Here is a 16,173-nt window from a genome sequence, read left to right on the forward strand (position 1 = left end):
CATCAGTTCAAACCTGAGAGTTAGGCTCGCAGAAAGCCAAAGGAGCAAAAAAAGGGGCGTTGCCAAGCAACGCCCCTTTTCTATAACAGGATTTTTTGGATCAGCCGCGTGCGCGACCAACCATTTTCCACGCTGCAGGCAACAAGAGCGCGGCAAGCGCGAGCTTGATGGCATCACCGACCAAGAATGGTGTTAGGCCCCAAGCCAAAATCGGCTTGTCCCAACCGTAAAGCATGCCCAGCCAGATCAGGCCCGGTACATAAATCAATGCGTTTCCAATAAGCAAAGCACCCGCCATTTTTGGCGCCGAGCGATCCCAACCCGCGCGCGCGAGCGTTCCCAATGCCAGAACCGCAAGCACGTAGCCCACAAGATAACCGCCAGTGCCGCCCATCATATAACTAAGGCCGAACTTCTCAGCAGACGATCCTGCAAAAACATCAAAGCCCATCGCACCGACAAGCATGTAACCCAAGATCGTGACCATACCCAGACGCGCACCATAAGCCGCACCCATTGTCAGAACCGCGAACGTCCCCAATGTAATCGGAACAGGCCACATCGGTACTTTGATCTTCGCCGCAATCGCGAGGAAAAGAATTCCAGCGATAACAAGGGCGGCTTTTTTGGCCCAAAGCATTGCACCCTGCTGAGGCGCAAGCACTTCGCTCAAGACTTTGTTATTCAAGGACAGGTTCATCTGGTTTCTCCGTCAAATTTCGTTGGCGCATATGCTCTTGCCAATTTGCGAAGCGCAAGTGCAAAGTTGCAAACTTTACGTGCAAACCCTCTAATCCACCGTCGTTTCTGACAGAGAATACCTATTCTTCAGCACATAGTTCTTTTTTGGACCAAGAACTATCCAAGTGCTTTGCCAACTGGGCCATTTCGACAAATCATACTGCACCTCATATTGATCCGGATCACACCAATGCCTTGCCTGCGATTCCTGATCTAGATCGAAACGATGAAAGAAACGTTTATCATCGAAAAAAATGTCGAAACCGGCGTCATCGGGCCGCCACAAATAAGTCCGCTCGGCTTGCATCGGTGCGATGCCTGAAATTTCCAAAACTCCTGTTTCGCTGTAAACCCAATCTTTATCTTTGCACGCTATCAGGGCCGTGCCTGCAAAATGTGCCTGACCACCAGCATGTTTGTCGTCAATAACCCGCGCGATATTCCAGCGCCCAACAAAATCAGAAGGAGTAATCATCGCTTTAGACAGGGCATTCCGTCTCATATGGGGCCTCCTTGCTTGTACAGGTTTCCTGCCCAGACTAAGAGGGCGCAACCCAAGCTGAAAGACACAAAAGGACAGGCTCCTATGATCCCTCGCTATTCCCGCCCCGATATGGTTGCAATTTGGTCGCCAGAATCGAAATTTCGCATTTGGTACGAGATCGAAGCGCACGCATGCGATGCCATGGCCGACTTAGGTGTCATTCCTCGCGAAAACGCGCAGGCTGTCTGGAAAGCCAAGGATGTCACATTCGATGTCGCCCGAATTGATGAAATCGAAGCAGTGACGAAACACGACGTTATCGCGTTCCTGACCCACCTTGCCGAGCATGTCGGAAGCGAAGAAGCGCGTTTTGTTCATCAAGGCATGACATCTTCGGACGTTCTGGACACGTGCTTTAACGTGCAATTGGTGCGTGCGGCCGATATTTTGATTGAAGATACACAGCAACTTTTGGCAGCTCTGAAACGACGCGCTATGGAGCACAAGATGACCATCCGCATTGGTCGCAGCCATGGCATACATGCTGAACCAACGACAATGGGTCTCACGCTGGCACGGTTTTATGCGGAAATGGACCGCAATCTTGCGCGCCTGAAAACAGCGCGCGATGAAATCGCAACTGGTGCTATTTCCGGTGCGGTTGGTACTTTCGCAAACATTGATCCTGCCGTTGAAGAACATGTCTGCGCCCAGCTAGGTCTTGAGCCAGAGCCAATTTCAACTCAGGTCATCCCCCGCGATCGTCATGCCGCGTTCTTTGCAGCGCTTGGTGTCGTTGCATCCTCTGTCGAAAACATCGCGACGGAAATTCGTCACATGCAACGTACAGAAGTCCTTGAAGCTGCTGAGTTTTTCTCGATGGGGCAAAAGGGTTCTTCTGCGATGCCGCACAAGAAAAACCCTGTACTGACAGAAAATCTCACAGGTCTAGCGCGGCTGGTTCGCATGACTGTCGTTCCAGCAATGGAAAACGTAACTCTTTGGCATGAGCGCGATATTTCGCATAGCTCGGTTGAGCGAAACATAGGGCCGGACGCAACCATCACGCTTGATTTCGCCCTCGCACGTTTGACTTCTGTCATCGATAAGCTTCTGGTTTATCCCGAGAATATGCTCGCAAACATGAACAAGTTCCCGGGCCTTGTGATGAGCCAACGGGTGCTTCTTGCGTTGACCCAAGCTGGCGTTAGCCGTGAAGACGCCTATCGTTTGGTGCAACGTAGTGCGTTGAAGGTATGGGAAACGGGATGCGACTTCAAAACAGAGTTGCTCGCTGACGACGAAGTGACTGCCGCGCTAAGCCCCCAAGAAATCGAAGAAAAATTCGACCTCGGGTATCACACAAAACACGTTGATACGATCTTCAAGCGTGTGTTCGGCGCCTAAATACGAACGTTTAATCCTTTCCGATAACTCTGTCGGAAAGGATGACTCTTTTGCTTTTTCTTATTCTACCGATTTGATTTCCCGGCCTTTAGTTAATGTTCATGTTTTGCCCCTAAACCTGCAATAGAGAGCAGATTGACAGGTAACACACTATGCAAATTGGCCAAATTTCCTCGGCAAAACACGACATAAAGCCGCCCGCGCGGCGCGTAAACTCGGCGGAAAAGGCGGCTATTATTGTCAGGTTCTTGATGACCGAAGGGGCAAATGTCCCCATCGGCGAGCTACCCGAAGATTTGCAAGCCGAACTCACACAACAAATGGGCAGCCTACGGCGCATTGATCGCGAAACTCTTATTCAAGTTGTAGAAGAATTCGCCAACGAGCTGGAGCAGACGGGTCTTACGTTTCCGAAAGGCGTTGCTGGCGCGCTGAGCGAACTTGATGGAAAAATTAGCCCAAAGGCCGCCGCACAGATTCGCAAACGCACTGGTGTGCGGGCAAGCGGCGATCCGTGGGAGCGGCTGCGCGAGCTAGACACGGATAAATTGCTGGCCCTTGTCGATGATGAAAGCACAGAAATCGCCGCAGTTTTGATCTCAAAGATTGATGTCAAAAAGGCAGCTAAAATGCTTGGCGAAATGCCGGGCGAGCGCGCGCGCCGCATTACCTACGCGGTTTCATTGACCAATTCTATTACGCCAGATGCCGTGGCGCGCATCGGCGGGGCGCTCATTGCAAAAATTGAAAGCGAGCCGGAGCGCGCGTTTGAAAATCCACCAGTAGATCGGGTCGGCGCGATTTTGAATTCTTCGCGTAGCGCGACGCGTGATGCGCTTCTTGATGGGCTGAACGCGCAGGACGAGGACTTTGCAAGCGAAGTTCGCAAAGCGATCTTTACCTTCAAACACATCGCAACCCGCGTAGACGCGCGCGATGTATCCGCCCTTTTGCGCGTTGTCGATAACGACACGTTAATAACGGCGCTCGCTGGTGCGACGGATGATTTAACAAAGCCTTCAGCGGAGTTCATTCTTGCGAACATTTCAAACCGCTTGGCCGATCAATTTCGCGAAGCAATTCAAGAGCGGGGCGAAGTATCGGATGAAGATGGCGAAACAGCTATGTCCGATGTGGTCGCAGGCATTCGAGGCCTCGCCGATAGCGGAGAAATTCTGCTCAGTGAAGAAATAGACGCTTAGCCCGCTTTCAATTCCTAGACAGCGTTAAAACCCGCCGTTAGCCTACGATACATGAAACACGATACAGATGGACGTCGTTGGCACGACATGGGCGGGCAAAGCGCAGGGACCATTTGCGAAGATCAGCATGATTTTTCGCTCTGGGAAAAGCGCGTAGATGCGTTGATGATTCTTTGCAGTGGCAAAGGATATTTCACTGTGGACGGGCTTCGCCGCGCTCTTGAAGATATGGGAGAAGAGGCTTTCGAAAGCATGAGCTATTACGAGCGCTGGATTGCTTCGATCAATCAGAACCTCATCGAAAGCGGGGCCTATAGCTTGGAGGAACTTGGTGCAAAAATGGCCGAGGTTCAGGCACGCGGCGAGACATACGGAGACGCCAGCCTTGGAAAATAAGCTTCTAGCTGTCGGAACAAGAGTGCAGGTTCGTGCGCTAATGCCGCCCGGCCACGTACGAGCGCCTGCGTACCTGCGCGGCAAAACCGGCACGATCGAGCGCACGATTGCAACGTTCAAAAACCCTGAAAAACTGGCCTATGGGCTGCCTGCGGAAGAACGGATGCTCTATCGGGTTCGGTTTTCGGCGCAAGACCTCTGGGGCGAAGCTGCGGAACGGGCCGACGATATGATCGAGGCAGAAATCTACGCCCATTGGATAAACCTGGAGGAGACCGAGCATGCCACATGATCACTCTGATCACCTCTCACCTTCGGGGCATCCTTACAGAAAGGATGACGATACTCCTCTAAGCTACTGGCAAAGCATGGAAATTGCGATTCGCGAATTGCTTGTTGAGAAGGGAATTACGACGCCTGAAGAAATTGGCACGCAAATCGACAAGATGGATGCGCGTAGCCCTGCGCAGGGCGCGGCGCTCGTTGCGCGCGCATGGGTCGATCCCGCGTTTAAGGCGCGTTTGCTAAAAGATGGCTCTAACGCCAGTTTGGAAATGGGGTTTGACGTCGGACCAATGCATCTCATCGCCGTTGAGAACGAGCCAGATGTGCATAACATCATCGTATGTACGCTATGCTCTTGCTACCCGCGCAATCTCTTGGGGCTGCCACCTGATTGGTATAAATCGCGCGCCTATCGCTCGCGCACGGTTAAAGAGCCACGCAAAGTTCTTGCGGAGTTTGGCGTCACGCTTCCCGACAGCACGCGGGTTCGGGTTCATGACAGCACCGCCGACATGCGTTACGTTGTTATCCCTGCCCGTCCAGATGGCACCGAGGATTTGGATGAAACCGCGCTGGCCGCTCTAGTCACACGGGATTCTATGATTGGAACCGGGCTTGCGCGCACGCCTTCTGCTTGAGCCTACGCCGCAAGCAAAGTAAGTCGCAGTGATGAAACGCGCCTCGCAATATATCACCAATCTGTTCTTACGCGGCTTGATCGGGCTCGCCCTTAGTCTGCCCTATAGCGCACGCGTGCGAACAATGGGCTGGTTGGTTGAAAAAGTAGTCTCGCCGCTTGCTGGATATCCTAAACGCATTCGCGCAAATCTGGCGCATGTCTTGCCCGATCTGCCAGAAAGCGAAATCCAACGACTGTGTAAAGCGGTCCCCAATAACGCAGGGCGCACGCTGATCGAGCTTTATTCGGGCGAAGACTTCGTCAAACGCGCCCGCAAATCCCCGATCACAGGTCCTGGTTTTGCCGCGCTGGAAAAAGCGCGAACCGACGGACGCCCTGTCATACTTGTAACCGGGCATTTCGGAAATTACGACGTGAGCCGCGCAGCGCTGATTGGCAAGGGGCATAACATGGGTGCGCTCTACCGGCGGATGTCTAACCCCTATTTCAATGAACATTACGTTGCTTCTATTTCCACCATCGGCACACCGATGTTTGAACAGGGCCGCAAAGGTATGAGCCAAATGGTGCGTCATATCAAATCTGGTGGCGTTTTGGGGATTTTGACCGATCTTCATGCGTATGGTGGAGAACGTCTGGAGTTCTTCGGCAAACCTGCGATCACATCGCTTGTCACTGCCGAACTTGCGCTAAAGTTCAATGCCGCGCTTATTCCCGTTTATGCCGTGCGACAGAAAAACGGTCTGGATTTTGAAATCGTGGTGCAAGACGAAATCCCACACAGTGATGCAAAGACCATGACCCAAGCGGTCAACGACGGCTTGGAGGGACTTGTTCGCGAGAACATGCATCAGTGGTTTTGGATTCATCGACGCTGGAAGAATACCTGACGACGTTTAATTGACCGTTGCTGCCGCTTCGATCGCACCTTTGCCAGACCGCTGGATCAGGATCGCAGCAGGCCCTTTCTTGACGGGCACCGATAGCGACAAGGGTGCGCGGCCGTCCCAGTTGTTCACGACTTTGAAGTCGGACACAACATTCACATAGGTAATTGTTTTACCAGCATTTTCACCGCGTTTGATCGCAGTTGTTCGCTGTGGGTGAAAGTTCACAATGCGCACTTCATATTTCGCGGGACGCGCCGCAGTTGCCGCAATGGTGATCTTGCCGCCAGAGCGAAGCACTTTCAAAGCGACCTCTTTCTTGGATTTGGAATGTTTAGAAATTAGATCCGCAACATCCATTGGGTGCGTGCCAACAACGGAATCAACGCCGCCAATGATCATTTGAGGCGTATAGACGGAACGCCGGCCCGCAACCTGCGCATATGTTTTTTGCAAAACAGTGTTGTCAGAGCGGCCAAACTCATCTTTCCAACCAATGTAGTCCCAATAATCCACATGCATTGAAAGGGCGATCACATCACTGCGCGCGGCCAGTTTGTGCATCAAAGCATCCGCAGGCGGGCAGGATGAACAGCCTTGCGAGGTAAATAGCTCAATCACAACAGGTTGGGATTGCGCATGCGCAGCGCCGGAAAGGCCAATCCATAGGGCCGTAAAAAGGGCTGAAAGCTTGTTCATTTCTATTTGATCCGCGTTTGGAAGTCGTTGTCTCAGTGATAGAGGCAATGGGCTGAAATGACCAATCACCCTTTTGCGAGAGCTGCGCGAGCTGCTTTTGCCGACGCACTTGATCCGTGGCCTAGCATGGGGCAGGATTTTTTCAGCCACTTTCCTTTTCAATTTTTGACAGGAGGCAGCGATGCCAATCACCGTCGGCCAAGACAGCACCAAAACCCGCAGAACTCTTAAAGTGGGCGATACTGCACTTTCCTATTATTCTATTTCTGCCGCCACGGATGCAGGTCTGGGTGATTTTTCCCGTCTTCCTGCTGCTTTGAAAGTGGTGCTTGAGAACATGCTTCGCTTTGAAGACGGCAAGACCGTAACAGTCGATGACATAAAGGCGTTTGCGACATGGGGCGTTCAGGGAGGCAAGAACCCGCGCGAAATTGCCTACCGCCCTGCCCGCGTTTTGATGCAAGACTTTACAGGCGTTCCCGCTGTCGTGGATCTGGCGGCGATGCGCGACGGAATCAAGGCGCTTGGTGGTGATCCGCAAAAGATCAATCCGGTAAACCCCGTCGATCTGGTGATTGATCACTCGGTTATGATTGACGAATTTGGCAATCCACGCGCCTTCAAGATGAATGTCGAGCGCGAGTACGAGCGCAATCTTGAGCGCTATACGTTCTTGAAATGGGGGCAATCCGCCTTTTCGAATTTCCGTGTGGTCCCCCCCGGCACTGGCATTTGCCATCAAGTGAACCTTGAGTACCTCTCGCAAACGATCTGGAGCGATGTGGATCAAAACGGTGATGAAGTGGCCTATCCAGACACGCTTGTGGGCACCGACAGCCATACGACTATGGTGAATGGCGCAGCCGTTCTAGGATGGGGCGTTGGCGGAATCGAAGCAGAAGCTTCAATGCTGGGTCAGCCGATTTCGATGTTGATCCCAGAGGTCATTGGGTTTGAGCTCACAGGCGAAATGGTTGAGGGGACAACTGGCACCGACCTCGTTCTGAAAGTGGTAGAGATGCTGCGCGCCAAAGGCGTCGTTGGCAAATTCGTCGAGTTTTACGGAAAAGGTCTCGACACATTGCCTTTGGCCGATCGCGCAACCATCGCCAACATGGCCCCCGAATACGGCGCAACTTGCGGCTTTTTTCCGATAGATGGCGAAACGCTCAGATACCTGCGGACAACGGGCCGAGACGAAGCGCGCATTGCGTTGGTTGAAGCCTATGCAAAGGAAAACGGTCTGTGGCGCGACACCGATTACGCGCCGATCTATTCCGATACCTTGACGCTAGACATGGCCAGCATTGTGCCCGCAATTTCCGGCCCCAAACGCCCACAGGATTTTGTCGCGTTGACGGATGCAAAAGAGGCGTTCCGCCGCGAAATGGAAGAGACATTCAAACGCCCTTTGGGAAAAGAAATCGCCGTCGCGGGCGAGGATTTCACGATGGAAAGCGGCAAAGTGGTCATCGCGTCGATTACCTCCTGCACCAATACGTCCAACCCGTATGTGATGATCGGTGCGGGGCTTGTAGCGCGCAAAGCTGCGGCCTTGGGGCTTGATCGCAAACCATGGGTCAAAACCTCTCTCGCCCCCGGCTCGCAAGTTGTATCGGCCTATTTGGAAGCGGCGGGCGTGCAGGATGATCTCGATGCCATCGGCTTTAATCTTGTTGGCTATGGCTGCACAACCTGCATCGGCAACTCTGGACCACTTCAAAAAGAGCTGTCTGAGGCGATTGCAGAAGGCGATCTCGTGGCCACGTCTGTGCTATCAGGAAATCGAAATTTTGAAGGTCGTATTAGCCCCGATGTGCGGGCAAATTATCTCGCGTCTCCGCCCTTGGTCGTCGCCTATGCACTGGCCGGAACGATGGATATAGATCTGACAACAGACGTCATTGCGACCACACCCGAGGGTAAGGATGTCTATCTAAAGGACCTATGGCCCAGCACCCAAGAGATCGCAGAGCTGGTGGAAAAAACGGTCACGCGAGAGGCATTTCAGACCAAATATGCAGATGTTTTCAAAGGCGATGCCAAATGGCAGGACGTGAGCGTGCCACAGCAGGAAGTCTATGACTGGCCTGCTGACTCGACCTACATTCAAAACCCGCCCTACTTTCAAGGAATGTCTGAAGAGCCGGGCGTCATAGAGAACATTAGCGGCGCTAAGGTATTGGCCTTGCTCGGAGATATGATCACCACCGATCACATTTCACCTGCTGGTGCATTCAAGGAAACGACCCCAGCCGGACAATATTTGACAGAGCATAAAGTGCCTGTGCGCTCGTTCAATTCTTATGGATCGCGGCGCGGCAATCACCAAGTCATGATGCGCGGCACATTCGCGAATATTCGTATCAAAAACGAAATGCTTGAAGGCGTTGAGGGCGGTTACACCAAAGGACCAGATGGGGTGCAGACCTCGATTTTTGACGCCGCGATGGCGCATCAAGCGGCGGGAACACCTTTGGTGATTTTCGGCGGCGTTCAATATGGTGCAGGCTCGTCACGTGATTGGGCTGCCAAGGGCACGGCGCTATTGGGGGTCAAAGCCGTAATCGCAGAAAGTTTTGAGCGTATTCACCGCTCGAACCTTGTAGGAATGGGCGTTATTCCGTTTGAGTTTACGGGCGGCGAAGGGCGCAAGTCGCTCGGGCTGACGGGGGATGAGACTGTCTCGATCTCGGGTCTGGACCAAATCGAGCCGCTGCAAGAAGTGCCCTGCACTATCACGATGGCCGACGGCACAGAAAAGAGCATTACGTTGAAATGTCGGATCGATACGGCGATTGAAATTGACTACATCAAACACGGCGGCGTGCTGCACTATGTGCTTCGCGACTTAGCCCGATCTTGATAACGCGTAATGCAGGGATTACTTAAGGGGTACGGGCTTCCAGCCCTACCCCTAACAGACGTCAGTTTTGGCCTACAACATTGACAAATCTGGCGTGATACGATAAGAATAATGCAACGAAAGGAGGACACTATGGCAAAGATGTTTAAGATCGCAGCAAAGAACCCGATCAATCTCGCGCTTGGTCTTGCTCCTGCTGTTGGACTGCTTGTTGTTGTGAGCGCACTTGCTCTGACTTAAGCGCAGCTAATTCTTGCGATTTCTCTTTCACAGTTTCTTCTAGCTTGGCGACGCTGGCTTTTAGCTCACGCGCTTCGGCCTCTACTGCGCAATGCGCGCAGGCTTCTTTGACAGCGCGCGCGTTGGTTCCCCAATGAAACGCTGTACCAACAAGAAAACCCAAGAACATATAACCGACAACAGCTTCAAACCCCGCAAGCGCGCGCATCGCGGGCACGGGTTGCAAATCGCCATACCCAAGCGTCGTAAAGGTCACGGTCGAGAAATAGAACGCCGTTAAAAGATCAGTGTAGATTTCGACGCATTCTTTGGCCTCGCACATCAAGTCACTCACCGCCTCAGGCGCGATCCGCGATAGGGTTGCAATGTCTACCGATTGAGTTCCGCTACACACCTGCGAGCCACACATAATCCCCGATGTGCGATGCAAAGCTGCAAACACGAAGATCGACAAGGCTCCGTTTACGACAGCGCTCATGAGCGCATGCAAGTTGCTCACCCGGTCCTCGAAATAGGCCAAATATCCCGAAAGCGCGGCAACCAGCGTGAGGCCCGCAACAAAATAAAGCAGCGCTGCATATTGGGTTATCCCGGGACCATTGCGCAGGCAAACAAATGCGATAACCAGATGCGACAGGGTTGGCGCAATCACGTAAAAGATCAAATAGGCTCTGTTCGTGACAGAAGGGGTATCCGTCTGTGCGTTCACCGCCCCAACGCTTTATTCAGCTCTGGCAGGAATCGTTGCTCGTAATCGCTGCCAACCAGTGGTCCTGCAAAGCGATAAAGCACGGTGCCCTCGCCATCCAAGATAAAGGTCTCAGGTGGGGCAGTAACGCCCCAATCAATCGCCGTGCGCCCTTGAGGATCAAACGCAACGCCAGCAAACGGGTTGCCATCGTCAACGAGATAACTTGAAGCCGCTTTGGATGTATCCTTGAAATTCACCCCGACAATGGTGTGGCTCTTGGCCAGTTCCAATAGCGTCGGATGCTCGGCGCGGCACGGTGGGCACCAGCTCGCCCAGAAGTTCACCAGCGTGACGTCACCGCGCGCAAGGTCGGCTTGTGTTACGCCTGCAAAGCCCTCCAGCGGCGCGGCTGTTTCGATGCTCGGAGCAGGTTTCCCGATAAAGACCGAGTGCAGATCGTCCTTCCCTTCGCGAAACATGCCAACATAAAACAGCGTCGCGAGCGCGGCAAAGATTGCGGGTGGCGCAATCATCAATGGTGAAATCTTACCCATTGCGACGTGATTCCACATCTTCAAGCGCGGCCTTTGCGCGTTTGGCCTGCCAAACGCTAAACGCCACCAATGCAATCAACAGAACAATCGACGCGCCATATGCGCTCAGAACTGCCTCTGCATATTTTCCAAGATCGGGCATCATGCCATGCGCTCCCGTGCCAGCAACGCCTTTGTGCGGCGCGTTCGAATTTCAGTGCGTGTACGCAGCAATACCAGTGCGACGAACAAAAGAACAAAGCCAGCAATGCAAAACAGCAGTGGCTGATAGAAGACATCCGCCACGTTCTTTTCTTTATCAAGAGACAGCGACGCCCCTTGATGCAGCCCTTGGTTCCAAAAGTTCACGGCATAACGCGACAGGATCGCGAAGACAGAACCAACCAGACAGAGGATCGAGGTGAGATCTGCCGCCGTGTCATTGTCTTCAATCGCCGCCCAAAGTGCAATGTAGCCAAGGTAAAAGAGAAACAGAATAAGAAACGAGGTCAAACGCGGATCCCATGCCCACCATGTCCCCCACATCGGCTGCCCCCAAATCGCGCCTGTGATCAAGGCGATCACCGTCATGATCAACCCGATTGGCGCAGCGGCCTTAGCTGCGAGCGCACTGACATGATGGCGTCGAATGATCCAAATAAGCGAGGTCACAAGCATCATCATCCAGACGTTGATCGCCATCAACGCAGATGGCACGTGCAAATAGATGATCTTGACCGTAGATCCTTGACGAAAGTCATCAGGGGTAAAGAAGAACCCCCAGATTAGACCGACAACCAAGCAAATGGCCGAAGCCCATGCTGCGAAGGGAAGAACACGGCCCGAAAGAGCCATGAATTTCACCGGATTTGCATATTCCCATAAAGACATGGTGTTGATCTATCCTTTAGGTCTTCGGGCTTCAATTCAATTTAGCGAATGTTTACGCGCAGGACCGCAGCCGATGCAAAGGGCAAAAGTGCGATAACGCCAAAAGTGATCCCTGCGAGCATCATTAAGGGCGTTGAAACCTCAAGGCCCTCTGCCCCGCGCCGCGCCGCTTCTGCGCCGTAGATGAGCGTCGGAACATAGAGCGGCAAAACAAGCAGCGACAGCAAAAGCCCCCCACGTTTAATTCCAACAGTGAGCGCCGCTCCAAAGGTGCCGATCACACTAAGTGCGGGCGTTCCTAGTAAAAGCGAGAGCACCAGCGCGCTATACCCTTCGCTTGGCAAATTCAACAAAAGCGCAAAGAGCGGTGCGGCAATAACCAGCGGCAGGCCCGTGGTCAGCCAATGCGCCAGCGCTTTGATGCTTACCGCGGCCTCCATGGGAAGTGGTGCGCAGGCGAGCAGATCTAGTGTGCCGTCCTCCCAATCGAGCGCAAGAATGCGATCAAGCGAGAGCAAGCACGCAAGCAATGCCCCAAGCCAGAGAATACCGGGCGCGATCTTCGCAAGTAGTGCGTTTTGTGGACCTACGCCAAATGGGACCAGCACCGTAACAATCAGGAAAAACGCGAGGCCAAGCCCAAAGCCGCCCCCTGCCCTGATAGCAAGGCGAAGATCACGGATAAGAAGTGCTTTCACAAGAACCCCTCCATCGCATCATCATCTATCTGCGGCGCGCAGGCTTTAAAGGGCGCGACATCAAGAATTTCTGCATCAAGCCCAAGATCAATGTGCGTTGCAATTAGCGCGATACCACCGCCTGCTAAATGACCTCGGATCGCCTTGGCAAACATCGCCACGGCGTCCACATCAAGCGAAACCGTTGGCTCATCAAGCACCCAGATTTTCCGCCCTGTCACGAGCAAACGCGCAAGCCCAAGCCGACGCTTTTGCCCCGCCGAAAGCGCGCCTGCGGGCCGCGTTGCCAAAGGCTCTAACGCGAAAGCAGCGAGCGCCGCAGAAATATCGCGCGTTCCAAAGACATCCGCCCAAAAGGCAAGATTTTCGCGTACTGTCAGAACTTGCTTGATGCCATCAGAATGCGCTGCGTATGCAAGGCTATCCTCGGGGGCCTCGATTGTGCCGCTCAAAGGGGGCTGCAATCCTGCAATAGATCGAAGCAACGTAGTCTTTCCGATCCCATTCGGGCCGCGCAGAATAAGCGCATTGCCTTGAGAAACCGCAAACGTAAGCCCCTCTAATACGGCAATACCGCCACGCGCGACGCTGAGGTCGTTAACTGAAAGCTGCATCCGTCTCAGCCCTTTGTAACCGGCAGCAAGGCAGCCGCAACGCGCCGCCCCTCTGAAACAAGCACATTGTAGGTGCGGCAGGCCGCTGGAGAATTCATCGCCTCGAACCCGATACCCGCCGCATCAAGCTTCAAGCGTATTTCACGTGGGATATGCGCAATCTCGTCGCCAGTTCCGACAAAGATCACGTCAATTTCTGCGCCCATAGCCAAGAGCGCATCAACATCCTCATAGCCCCCCCAAGGGCGAGCGCCTGTTTCCGTGACGATCAAAGGTGCAGCCATGACTTCGCCCGCAATGCGAAAGAACCCCGGGCCATAGCCCTCAACAGGTTTGGCATCCTCAAATTGCAGTTCCGTCAAACGCATGTCGTTATCCCCAGATTGGCAAACCGCTCAGCGCGGAGGCAGCGATTAGCACATATGCAACCGTTCTATAAACCTTTTCGTATTCTGGGCGAAAGAGCCATGTGCCAAGGACAACGCCAGATATCATCGGCAAGATCAGCAATGCTCCCAAGACCAAGCCGGATTGGCTCAGGAGACCTTGAACGCCCATCATGGCGAAGATGATCAGATCATATGAGACCAGAAAGACCATCGTGGTTGCGCGGATAACATGGGTCGGGTGAGCGCTTGCCATGTAGAAAAAGATCACAGGCGGACCGGGTAGCCCCACCGCACCGCCTAACACGCCTGCGCTTGCGCCTACGCCAAAGACTTTTGAAGCACTCAATTGACCTGTGTAACGCAAGCCAAGAACCAGCGCCGCGAGCAACAGCAGAGATACCGCCGAGACGCCAAAGCGAAAAACCACGTCAGGCACCGTAACTAAAAGCCACAAGCCGATTGGCATAAACACTGTCATTGCCACGATAAGGCGGCGCAGATCGGGCCAATCCGCCTCACGCAGCGCCCGCGGCATCGCGGGAACCGGGCCGAGACAATCCATCAGGGTCAACGTGACCAAGGCCTCGACGGGGCTCAGGAATTGACTGGCAATTGGTAGGTAGATCATCGCGGTGCCAAACCCAGCAAATCCGCGTACCAGCCCTGCAAGAAATGTAGCGAGGGCGATCCACATCAGCCCATCGCTTGCGAGGGCTGATGCAAAAATGTCAGGCATCTATGTTGGCGAACTGCGTTCCTGCGTTGGCGTCCGTTTTGGTCCAATCGCGCTTGACGCCAAGCCAAAGCAGGATCGAAGACGCTACAAAGATAGAGCTATACGTACCAACGATAACGCCCCAGATCATTGCAAAGACGAAACCACGGATCACATCACCGCCAAGCACGAACAATGCAATCAGTGCCAAAAGCGTTGTGACAGATGTCATAAACGTTCGGCTCAGCGTTTCGTTGATCGAAATATTAAGCACATCTTTCAGCAGCTTTTTCTTATACTTACGCAGGTTTTCGCGCACACGGTCGAACACAACAACCGTATCGTTAAGCGAGTAACCAACGATGGTGAGCAAGGCTGCGATGATCGCCAAATCGAATTTGATCTGAACCACCGAGAAAACACCAATCGTAAGAACCACATCGTGAACCAAGGCAGCAACCGCGCCTAGTGCAAACTGCCATTCAAATCTGAGCCAGATATAGATCAGAACGGCTGCAATCGCGAGAAGCACAGCAATCGCTGCAGTCTGGATCAGCTCGCCAGAAACCTTGGGTCCAACGGATTCAACCGAAACAAACTTGATATCAGGGGCGATCGTTTGCAGAGCGGTTTGAACCGTCGCGATCACATCGGAAGCCACGGCCTCCTGCCCGTCCTGAGCTTGAATGCGGATCATCGCCACGTGTTGATCTGCGTCGAAGGTGGGATCGAACACCTCGGAAATCGTGATGTCACCGAGGCCCAAAGGCTCAATCGCACCGCGATATGCAGCGACGTCAATCGCCGTTGTGCTTTCCGTACGGATCGTTGTACCGCCGCGAAAATCAATGCCGTAGTTCAATCCCTGCATCATGAATGAACCAAGAGACAGAACCATCAAGATGACGGACACGCCCAGCCACATTTTCGAGCGGGAGAAGAAATCGAACTTTGTGTCTTGCTTAACCAGTCTCAGGCGCATGTTACACCTCCAACGTTTTGGGGCGTTTACGCTCGAACCACATCACGATGAACAAACGCGTGACGAAGATCGCGGTAAAGACCGATGTGAGAATGCCAAGGCCCAACGTAATCGCAAAGCCGCGCACGGGGCCTGAGCCCATGACAAAGAGGATCACAGCCGTGATGAAGGTGGTGATATTGGCATCAATAATCGCGCTGAGCGCTTTTTCATACCCAAGATCAATTGCCCGTGCTGGTCCTTTTGAGGCCTTCAACTCTTCACGGATGCGTTCGAACACCAGCACGTTTGCGTCAACCGCCATACCGATCGTAAGAACAATGCCCGCGATACCCGGCAAGGTCAGCGTCGCGCCAATCATGCTGAGAAGACCGAAAATCAAGCCAACGTTGATGATCAACGCGATATTCGCAAACAGACCAAAGGTGCCATAGCTCAGGAACATAAAGACCAGAACAGCGACAAAGGCGACAACACAGGCAATCTGACCCGCTTTAATGCTATCTGCGCCAAGCTCTGGACCGATTGTACGTTCTTCTAGAAAATCAAGCCCAGCAGGCAAAGCACCTGCGCGCAGCAGAACCGCCAAGTTGGTGGATTCTTCGACCGAAAAGTCGCCTGTTATGATGCCAGAGCCGCCAGAAATGTGGCTTTGGATGACCGGCGCGGAAATAACTTCGGCGTCGAGCACGATAGCAAAAGGGCTGCCAATATTATCTGCCGTATAATCACCGAATTTGCGTGCGCCTGTCGGATTGAAACGGAAGTTCACCGCAGGTCGTCCGTTTTGGTCAAACGCGGGCTGCGCATCGA

At 53.3% G+C, this 16,173-nt stretch carries 20 protein-coding genes; 7 read left to right on the forward strand and 13 right to left on the reverse strand.

Annotated elements, in window-relative coordinates:
* Positions 1-100 precede the first annotated feature (100 nt).
* Complete coding sequence (locus ACRBCU_RS12615; protein ID WP_431365745.1) at positions 101-700, reverse strand: biotin transporter BioY; 600 nt, start codon at positions 698-700, stop codon at positions 101-103.
* Between the two features lie 90 nt (positions 701-790).
* On the reverse strand, positions 791-1,243 hold the full coding sequence (locus ACRBCU_RS12620; protein WP_431365746.1) for a DUF6314 family protein: 453 nt from the start codon (positions 1,241-1,243) through the stop codon (positions 791-793).
* Positions 1,244-1,327: 84 nt separating this feature from the next.
* Between ACRBCU_RS12620 and purB the strand changes: the two genes are divergently transcribed.
* From purB to ACRBCU_RS12650, 6 genes are all read left to right on the forward strand, one after another.
* Positions 1,328-2,632: an adenylosuccinate lyase gene (gene purB, locus ACRBCU_RS12625; RefSeq protein WP_431365747.1), complete on the forward strand. Its 1,305-nt coding sequence runs from the start codon at positions 1,328-1,330 to the stop codon at positions 2,630-2,632.
* A gap of 152 nt (positions 2,633-2,784) precedes the next feature.
* Complete coding sequence (locus ACRBCU_RS12630; RefSeq protein ID WP_431365748.1) at positions 2,785-3,834, forward strand: flagellar motor switch protein FliG; 1,050 nt, start codon at positions 2,785-2,787, stop codon at positions 3,832-3,834.
* 87 nt (positions 3,835-3,921) lie between these two features.
* Positions 3,922-4,230, forward strand: a complete 309-nt coding sequence (locus ACRBCU_RS12635) for a ScnB-like protein (protein ID WP_431365764.1) — start codon at positions 3,922-3,924, stop codon at positions 4,228-4,230.
* A gap of 40 nt (positions 4,231-4,270) precedes the next feature.
* On the forward strand, positions 4,271-4,522 hold the full coding sequence (locus tag ACRBCU_RS12640) for an SH3-like domain-containing protein (protein ID WP_431365765.1): 252 nt from the start codon (positions 4,271-4,273) through the stop codon (positions 4,520-4,522).
* Positions 4,512-5,153 carry a nitrile hydratase subunit alpha gene (gene nthA, locus ACRBCU_RS12645; protein ID WP_431365749.1) on the forward strand — a complete coding sequence of 214 codons (642 nt, stop codon included), beginning with the start codon at positions 4,512-4,514 and terminating at the stop codon, positions 5,151-5,153. Before ACRBCU_RS12640 ends, nthA begins: the two co-directional genes overlap by 11 nt.
* A gap of 31 nt (positions 5,154-5,184) precedes the next feature.
* A complete protein-coding gene (locus tag ACRBCU_RS12650; protein ID WP_431365750.1) occupies positions 5,185-6,045 on the forward strand; it encodes a lysophospholipid acyltransferase family protein in 861 nt (286 codons plus the stop codon).
* A 6-nt stretch (positions 6,046-6,051) separates the two neighbouring features.
* On the opposite strand, the gene ACRBCU_RS12655 is transcribed toward ACRBCU_RS12650, so the two are convergent.
* The gene (locus ACRBCU_RS12655; RefSeq protein ID WP_431365751.1) at positions 6,052-6,741 is read right to left on the reverse strand and encodes a DUF1223 domain-containing protein; all 690 of its coding nucleotides are present in this window, start codon (positions 6,739-6,741) and stop codon (positions 6,052-6,054) included.
* Between the two features lie 181 nt (positions 6,742-6,922).
* On the opposite strand from ACRBCU_RS12655, the gene acnA reads away from it, so the two are divergent.
* Positions 6,923-9,607 carry an aconitate hydratase AcnA gene (gene acnA / locus ACRBCU_RS12660; RefSeq protein WP_431365752.1) on the forward strand — a complete coding sequence of 895 codons (2,685 nt, stop codon included), beginning with the start codon at positions 6,923-6,925 and terminating at the stop codon, positions 9,605-9,607.
* 169 nt (positions 9,608-9,776) lie between these two features.
* Here acnA and ACRBCU_RS12665 read toward each other — a convergent pair whose 3' ends face one another.
* The 10 genes from ACRBCU_RS12665 to secD all read right to left on the reverse strand — a co-directional run.
* Entirely contained in the window at positions 9,777-10,556 is a 780-nt protein-coding gene (locus tag ACRBCU_RS12665) for a potassium channel family protein (protein ID WP_431365753.1), read from the reverse strand.
* Complete coding sequence (locus ACRBCU_RS12670; protein ID WP_431365754.1) at positions 10,553-11,092, reverse strand: DsbE family thiol:disulfide interchange protein; 540 nt, start codon at positions 11,090-11,092, stop codon at positions 10,553-10,555. Before ACRBCU_RS12670 ends, ACRBCU_RS12665 begins: the two co-directional genes overlap by 4 nt.
* Positions 11,085-11,237 carry a heme exporter protein CcmD gene (gene ccmD / locus ACRBCU_RS12675; RefSeq protein WP_431365755.1) on the reverse strand — a complete coding sequence of 51 codons (153 nt, stop codon included), beginning with the start codon at positions 11,235-11,237 and terminating at the stop codon, positions 11,085-11,087. The genes ACRBCU_RS12670 and ccmD overlap by 8 nt, the downstream gene beginning before the upstream one ends.
* Positions 11,234-11,962: a heme ABC transporter permease CcmC gene (ccmC, locus tag ACRBCU_RS12680; protein ID WP_431365756.1), complete on the reverse strand. Its 729-nt coding sequence runs from the start codon at positions 11,960-11,962 to the stop codon at positions 11,234-11,236. Before ccmC ends, ccmD begins: the two co-directional genes overlap by 4 nt.
* A 41-nt stretch (positions 11,963-12,003) precedes the next feature.
* On the reverse strand, positions 12,004-12,660 hold the full coding sequence (gene ccmB, locus ACRBCU_RS12685) for a heme exporter protein CcmB (RefSeq protein WP_431365757.1): 657 nt from the start codon (positions 12,658-12,660) through the stop codon (positions 12,004-12,006).
* A complete protein-coding gene (ccmA, locus tag ACRBCU_RS12690; RefSeq protein ID WP_431365758.1) occupies positions 12,657-13,274 on the reverse strand; it encodes a heme ABC exporter ATP-binding protein CcmA in 618 nt (205 codons plus the stop codon). The genes ccmB and ccmA overlap by 4 nt, the downstream gene beginning before the upstream one ends.
* A 5-nt stretch (positions 13,275-13,279) precedes the next feature.
* Positions 13,280-13,642, reverse strand: coding sequence for an Mth938-like domain-containing protein (locus tag ACRBCU_RS12695; protein ID WP_431365759.1), 363 nt, complete (start codon positions 13,640-13,642; stop codon positions 13,280-13,282).
* Between the two features lie 4 nt (positions 13,643-13,646).
* A complete protein-coding gene (locus ACRBCU_RS12700) occupies positions 13,647-14,399 on the reverse strand; it encodes a sulfite exporter TauE/SafE family protein (RefSeq protein WP_431365760.1) in 753 nt (250 codons plus the stop codon).
* Complete coding sequence (gene secF, locus ACRBCU_RS12705) at positions 14,392-15,360, reverse strand: protein translocase subunit SecF (protein ID WP_431365761.1); 969 nt, start codon at positions 15,358-15,360, stop codon at positions 14,392-14,394. The genes ACRBCU_RS12700 and secF overlap by 8 nt, the downstream gene beginning before the upstream one ends.
* A 1-nt stretch (position 15,361) precedes the next feature.
* The coding region (secD, locus tag ACRBCU_RS12710) for a protein translocase subunit SecD (protein ID WP_431365762.1) at positions 15,362-16,173 on the reverse strand (812 nt) is incomplete at its 5' end.

This window comes from Planktotalea sp. (assembly GCF_050633725.1).
Taxonomy (GTDB): Bacteria; Pseudomonadota; Alphaproteobacteria; order Rhodobacterales; family Rhodobacteraceae; genus Planktotalea.

Excerpts from the sequence above, each read along its gene's own strand:
- ACRBCU_RS12630 (WP_431365748.1), top strand. The coding sequence starts at position 2,785 with ATGCAAATTGGCCAAATTTCCTCGGCAAAACACGACATAAAGCCGCCC.
- ACRBCU_RS12640 (WP_431365765.1), top strand. The coding sequence starts at position 4,271 with ATGCCGCCCGGCCACGTACGAGCGCCTGCGTACCTGCGCGGCAAAACC.
- acnA (WP_431365752.1), top strand. The coding sequence starts at position 6,923 with ATGCCAATCACCGTCGGCCAAGACAGCACCAAAACCCGCAGAACTCTT.
- secF (WP_431365761.1), bottom strand. The coding sequence starts at position 15,360 with ATGCGCCTGAGACTGGTTAAGCAAGACACAAAGTTCGATTTCTTCTCC.
- ACRBCU_RS12655 (WP_431365751.1), bottom strand. The coding sequence starts at position 6,741 with ATGAACAAGCTTTCAGCCCTTTTTACGGCCCTATGGATTGGCCTTTCC.
- ACRBCU_RS12650 (WP_431365750.1), top strand. The coding sequence starts at position 5,185 with ATGAAACGCGCCTCGCAATATATCACCAATCTGTTCTTACGCGGCTTG.
- ACRBCU_RS12620 (WP_431365746.1), bottom strand. The coding sequence starts at position 1,243 with ATGAGACGGAATGCCCTGTCTAAAGCGATGATTACTCCTTCTGATTTT.
- ACRBCU_RS12635 (WP_431365764.1), top strand. The coding sequence starts at position 3,922 with ATGGGCGGGCAAAGCGCAGGGACCATTTGCGAAGATCAGCATGATTTT.
- ccmD (WP_431365755.1), bottom strand. The coding sequence starts at position 11,237 with ATGATGCCCGATCTTGGAAAATATGCAGAGGCAGTTCTGAGCGCATAT.
- ccmA (WP_431365758.1), bottom strand. The coding sequence starts at position 13,274 with ATGCAGCTTTCAGTTAACGACCTCAGCGTCGCGCGTGGCGGTATTGCC.
- ACRBCU_RS12695 (WP_431365759.1), bottom strand. The coding sequence starts at position 13,642 with ATGCGTTTGACGGAACTGCAATTTGAGGATGCCAAACCTGTTGAGGGC.
- ACRBCU_RS12615 (WP_431365745.1), bottom strand. The coding sequence starts at position 700 with ATGAACCTGTCCTTGAATAACAAAGTCTTGAGCGAAGTGCTTGCGCCT.
- nthA (WP_431365749.1), top strand. The coding sequence starts at position 4,512 with ATGCCACATGATCACTCTGATCACCTCTCACCTTCGGGGCATCCTTAC.
- purB (WP_431365747.1), top strand. The coding sequence starts at position 1,328 with ATGATCCCTCGCTATTCCCGCCCCGATATGGTTGCAATTTGGTCGCCA.
- ACRBCU_RS12670 (WP_431365754.1), bottom strand. The coding sequence starts at position 11,092 with ATGGGTAAGATTTCACCATTGATGATTGCGCCACCCGCAATCTTTGCC.
- ccmC (WP_431365756.1), bottom strand. The coding sequence starts at position 11,962 with ATGTCTTTATGGGAATATGCAAATCCGGTGAAATTCATGGCTCTTTCG.
- ACRBCU_RS12700 (WP_431365760.1), bottom strand. The coding sequence starts at position 14,399 with ATGCCTGACATTTTTGCATCAGCCCTCGCAAGCGATGGGCTGATGTGG.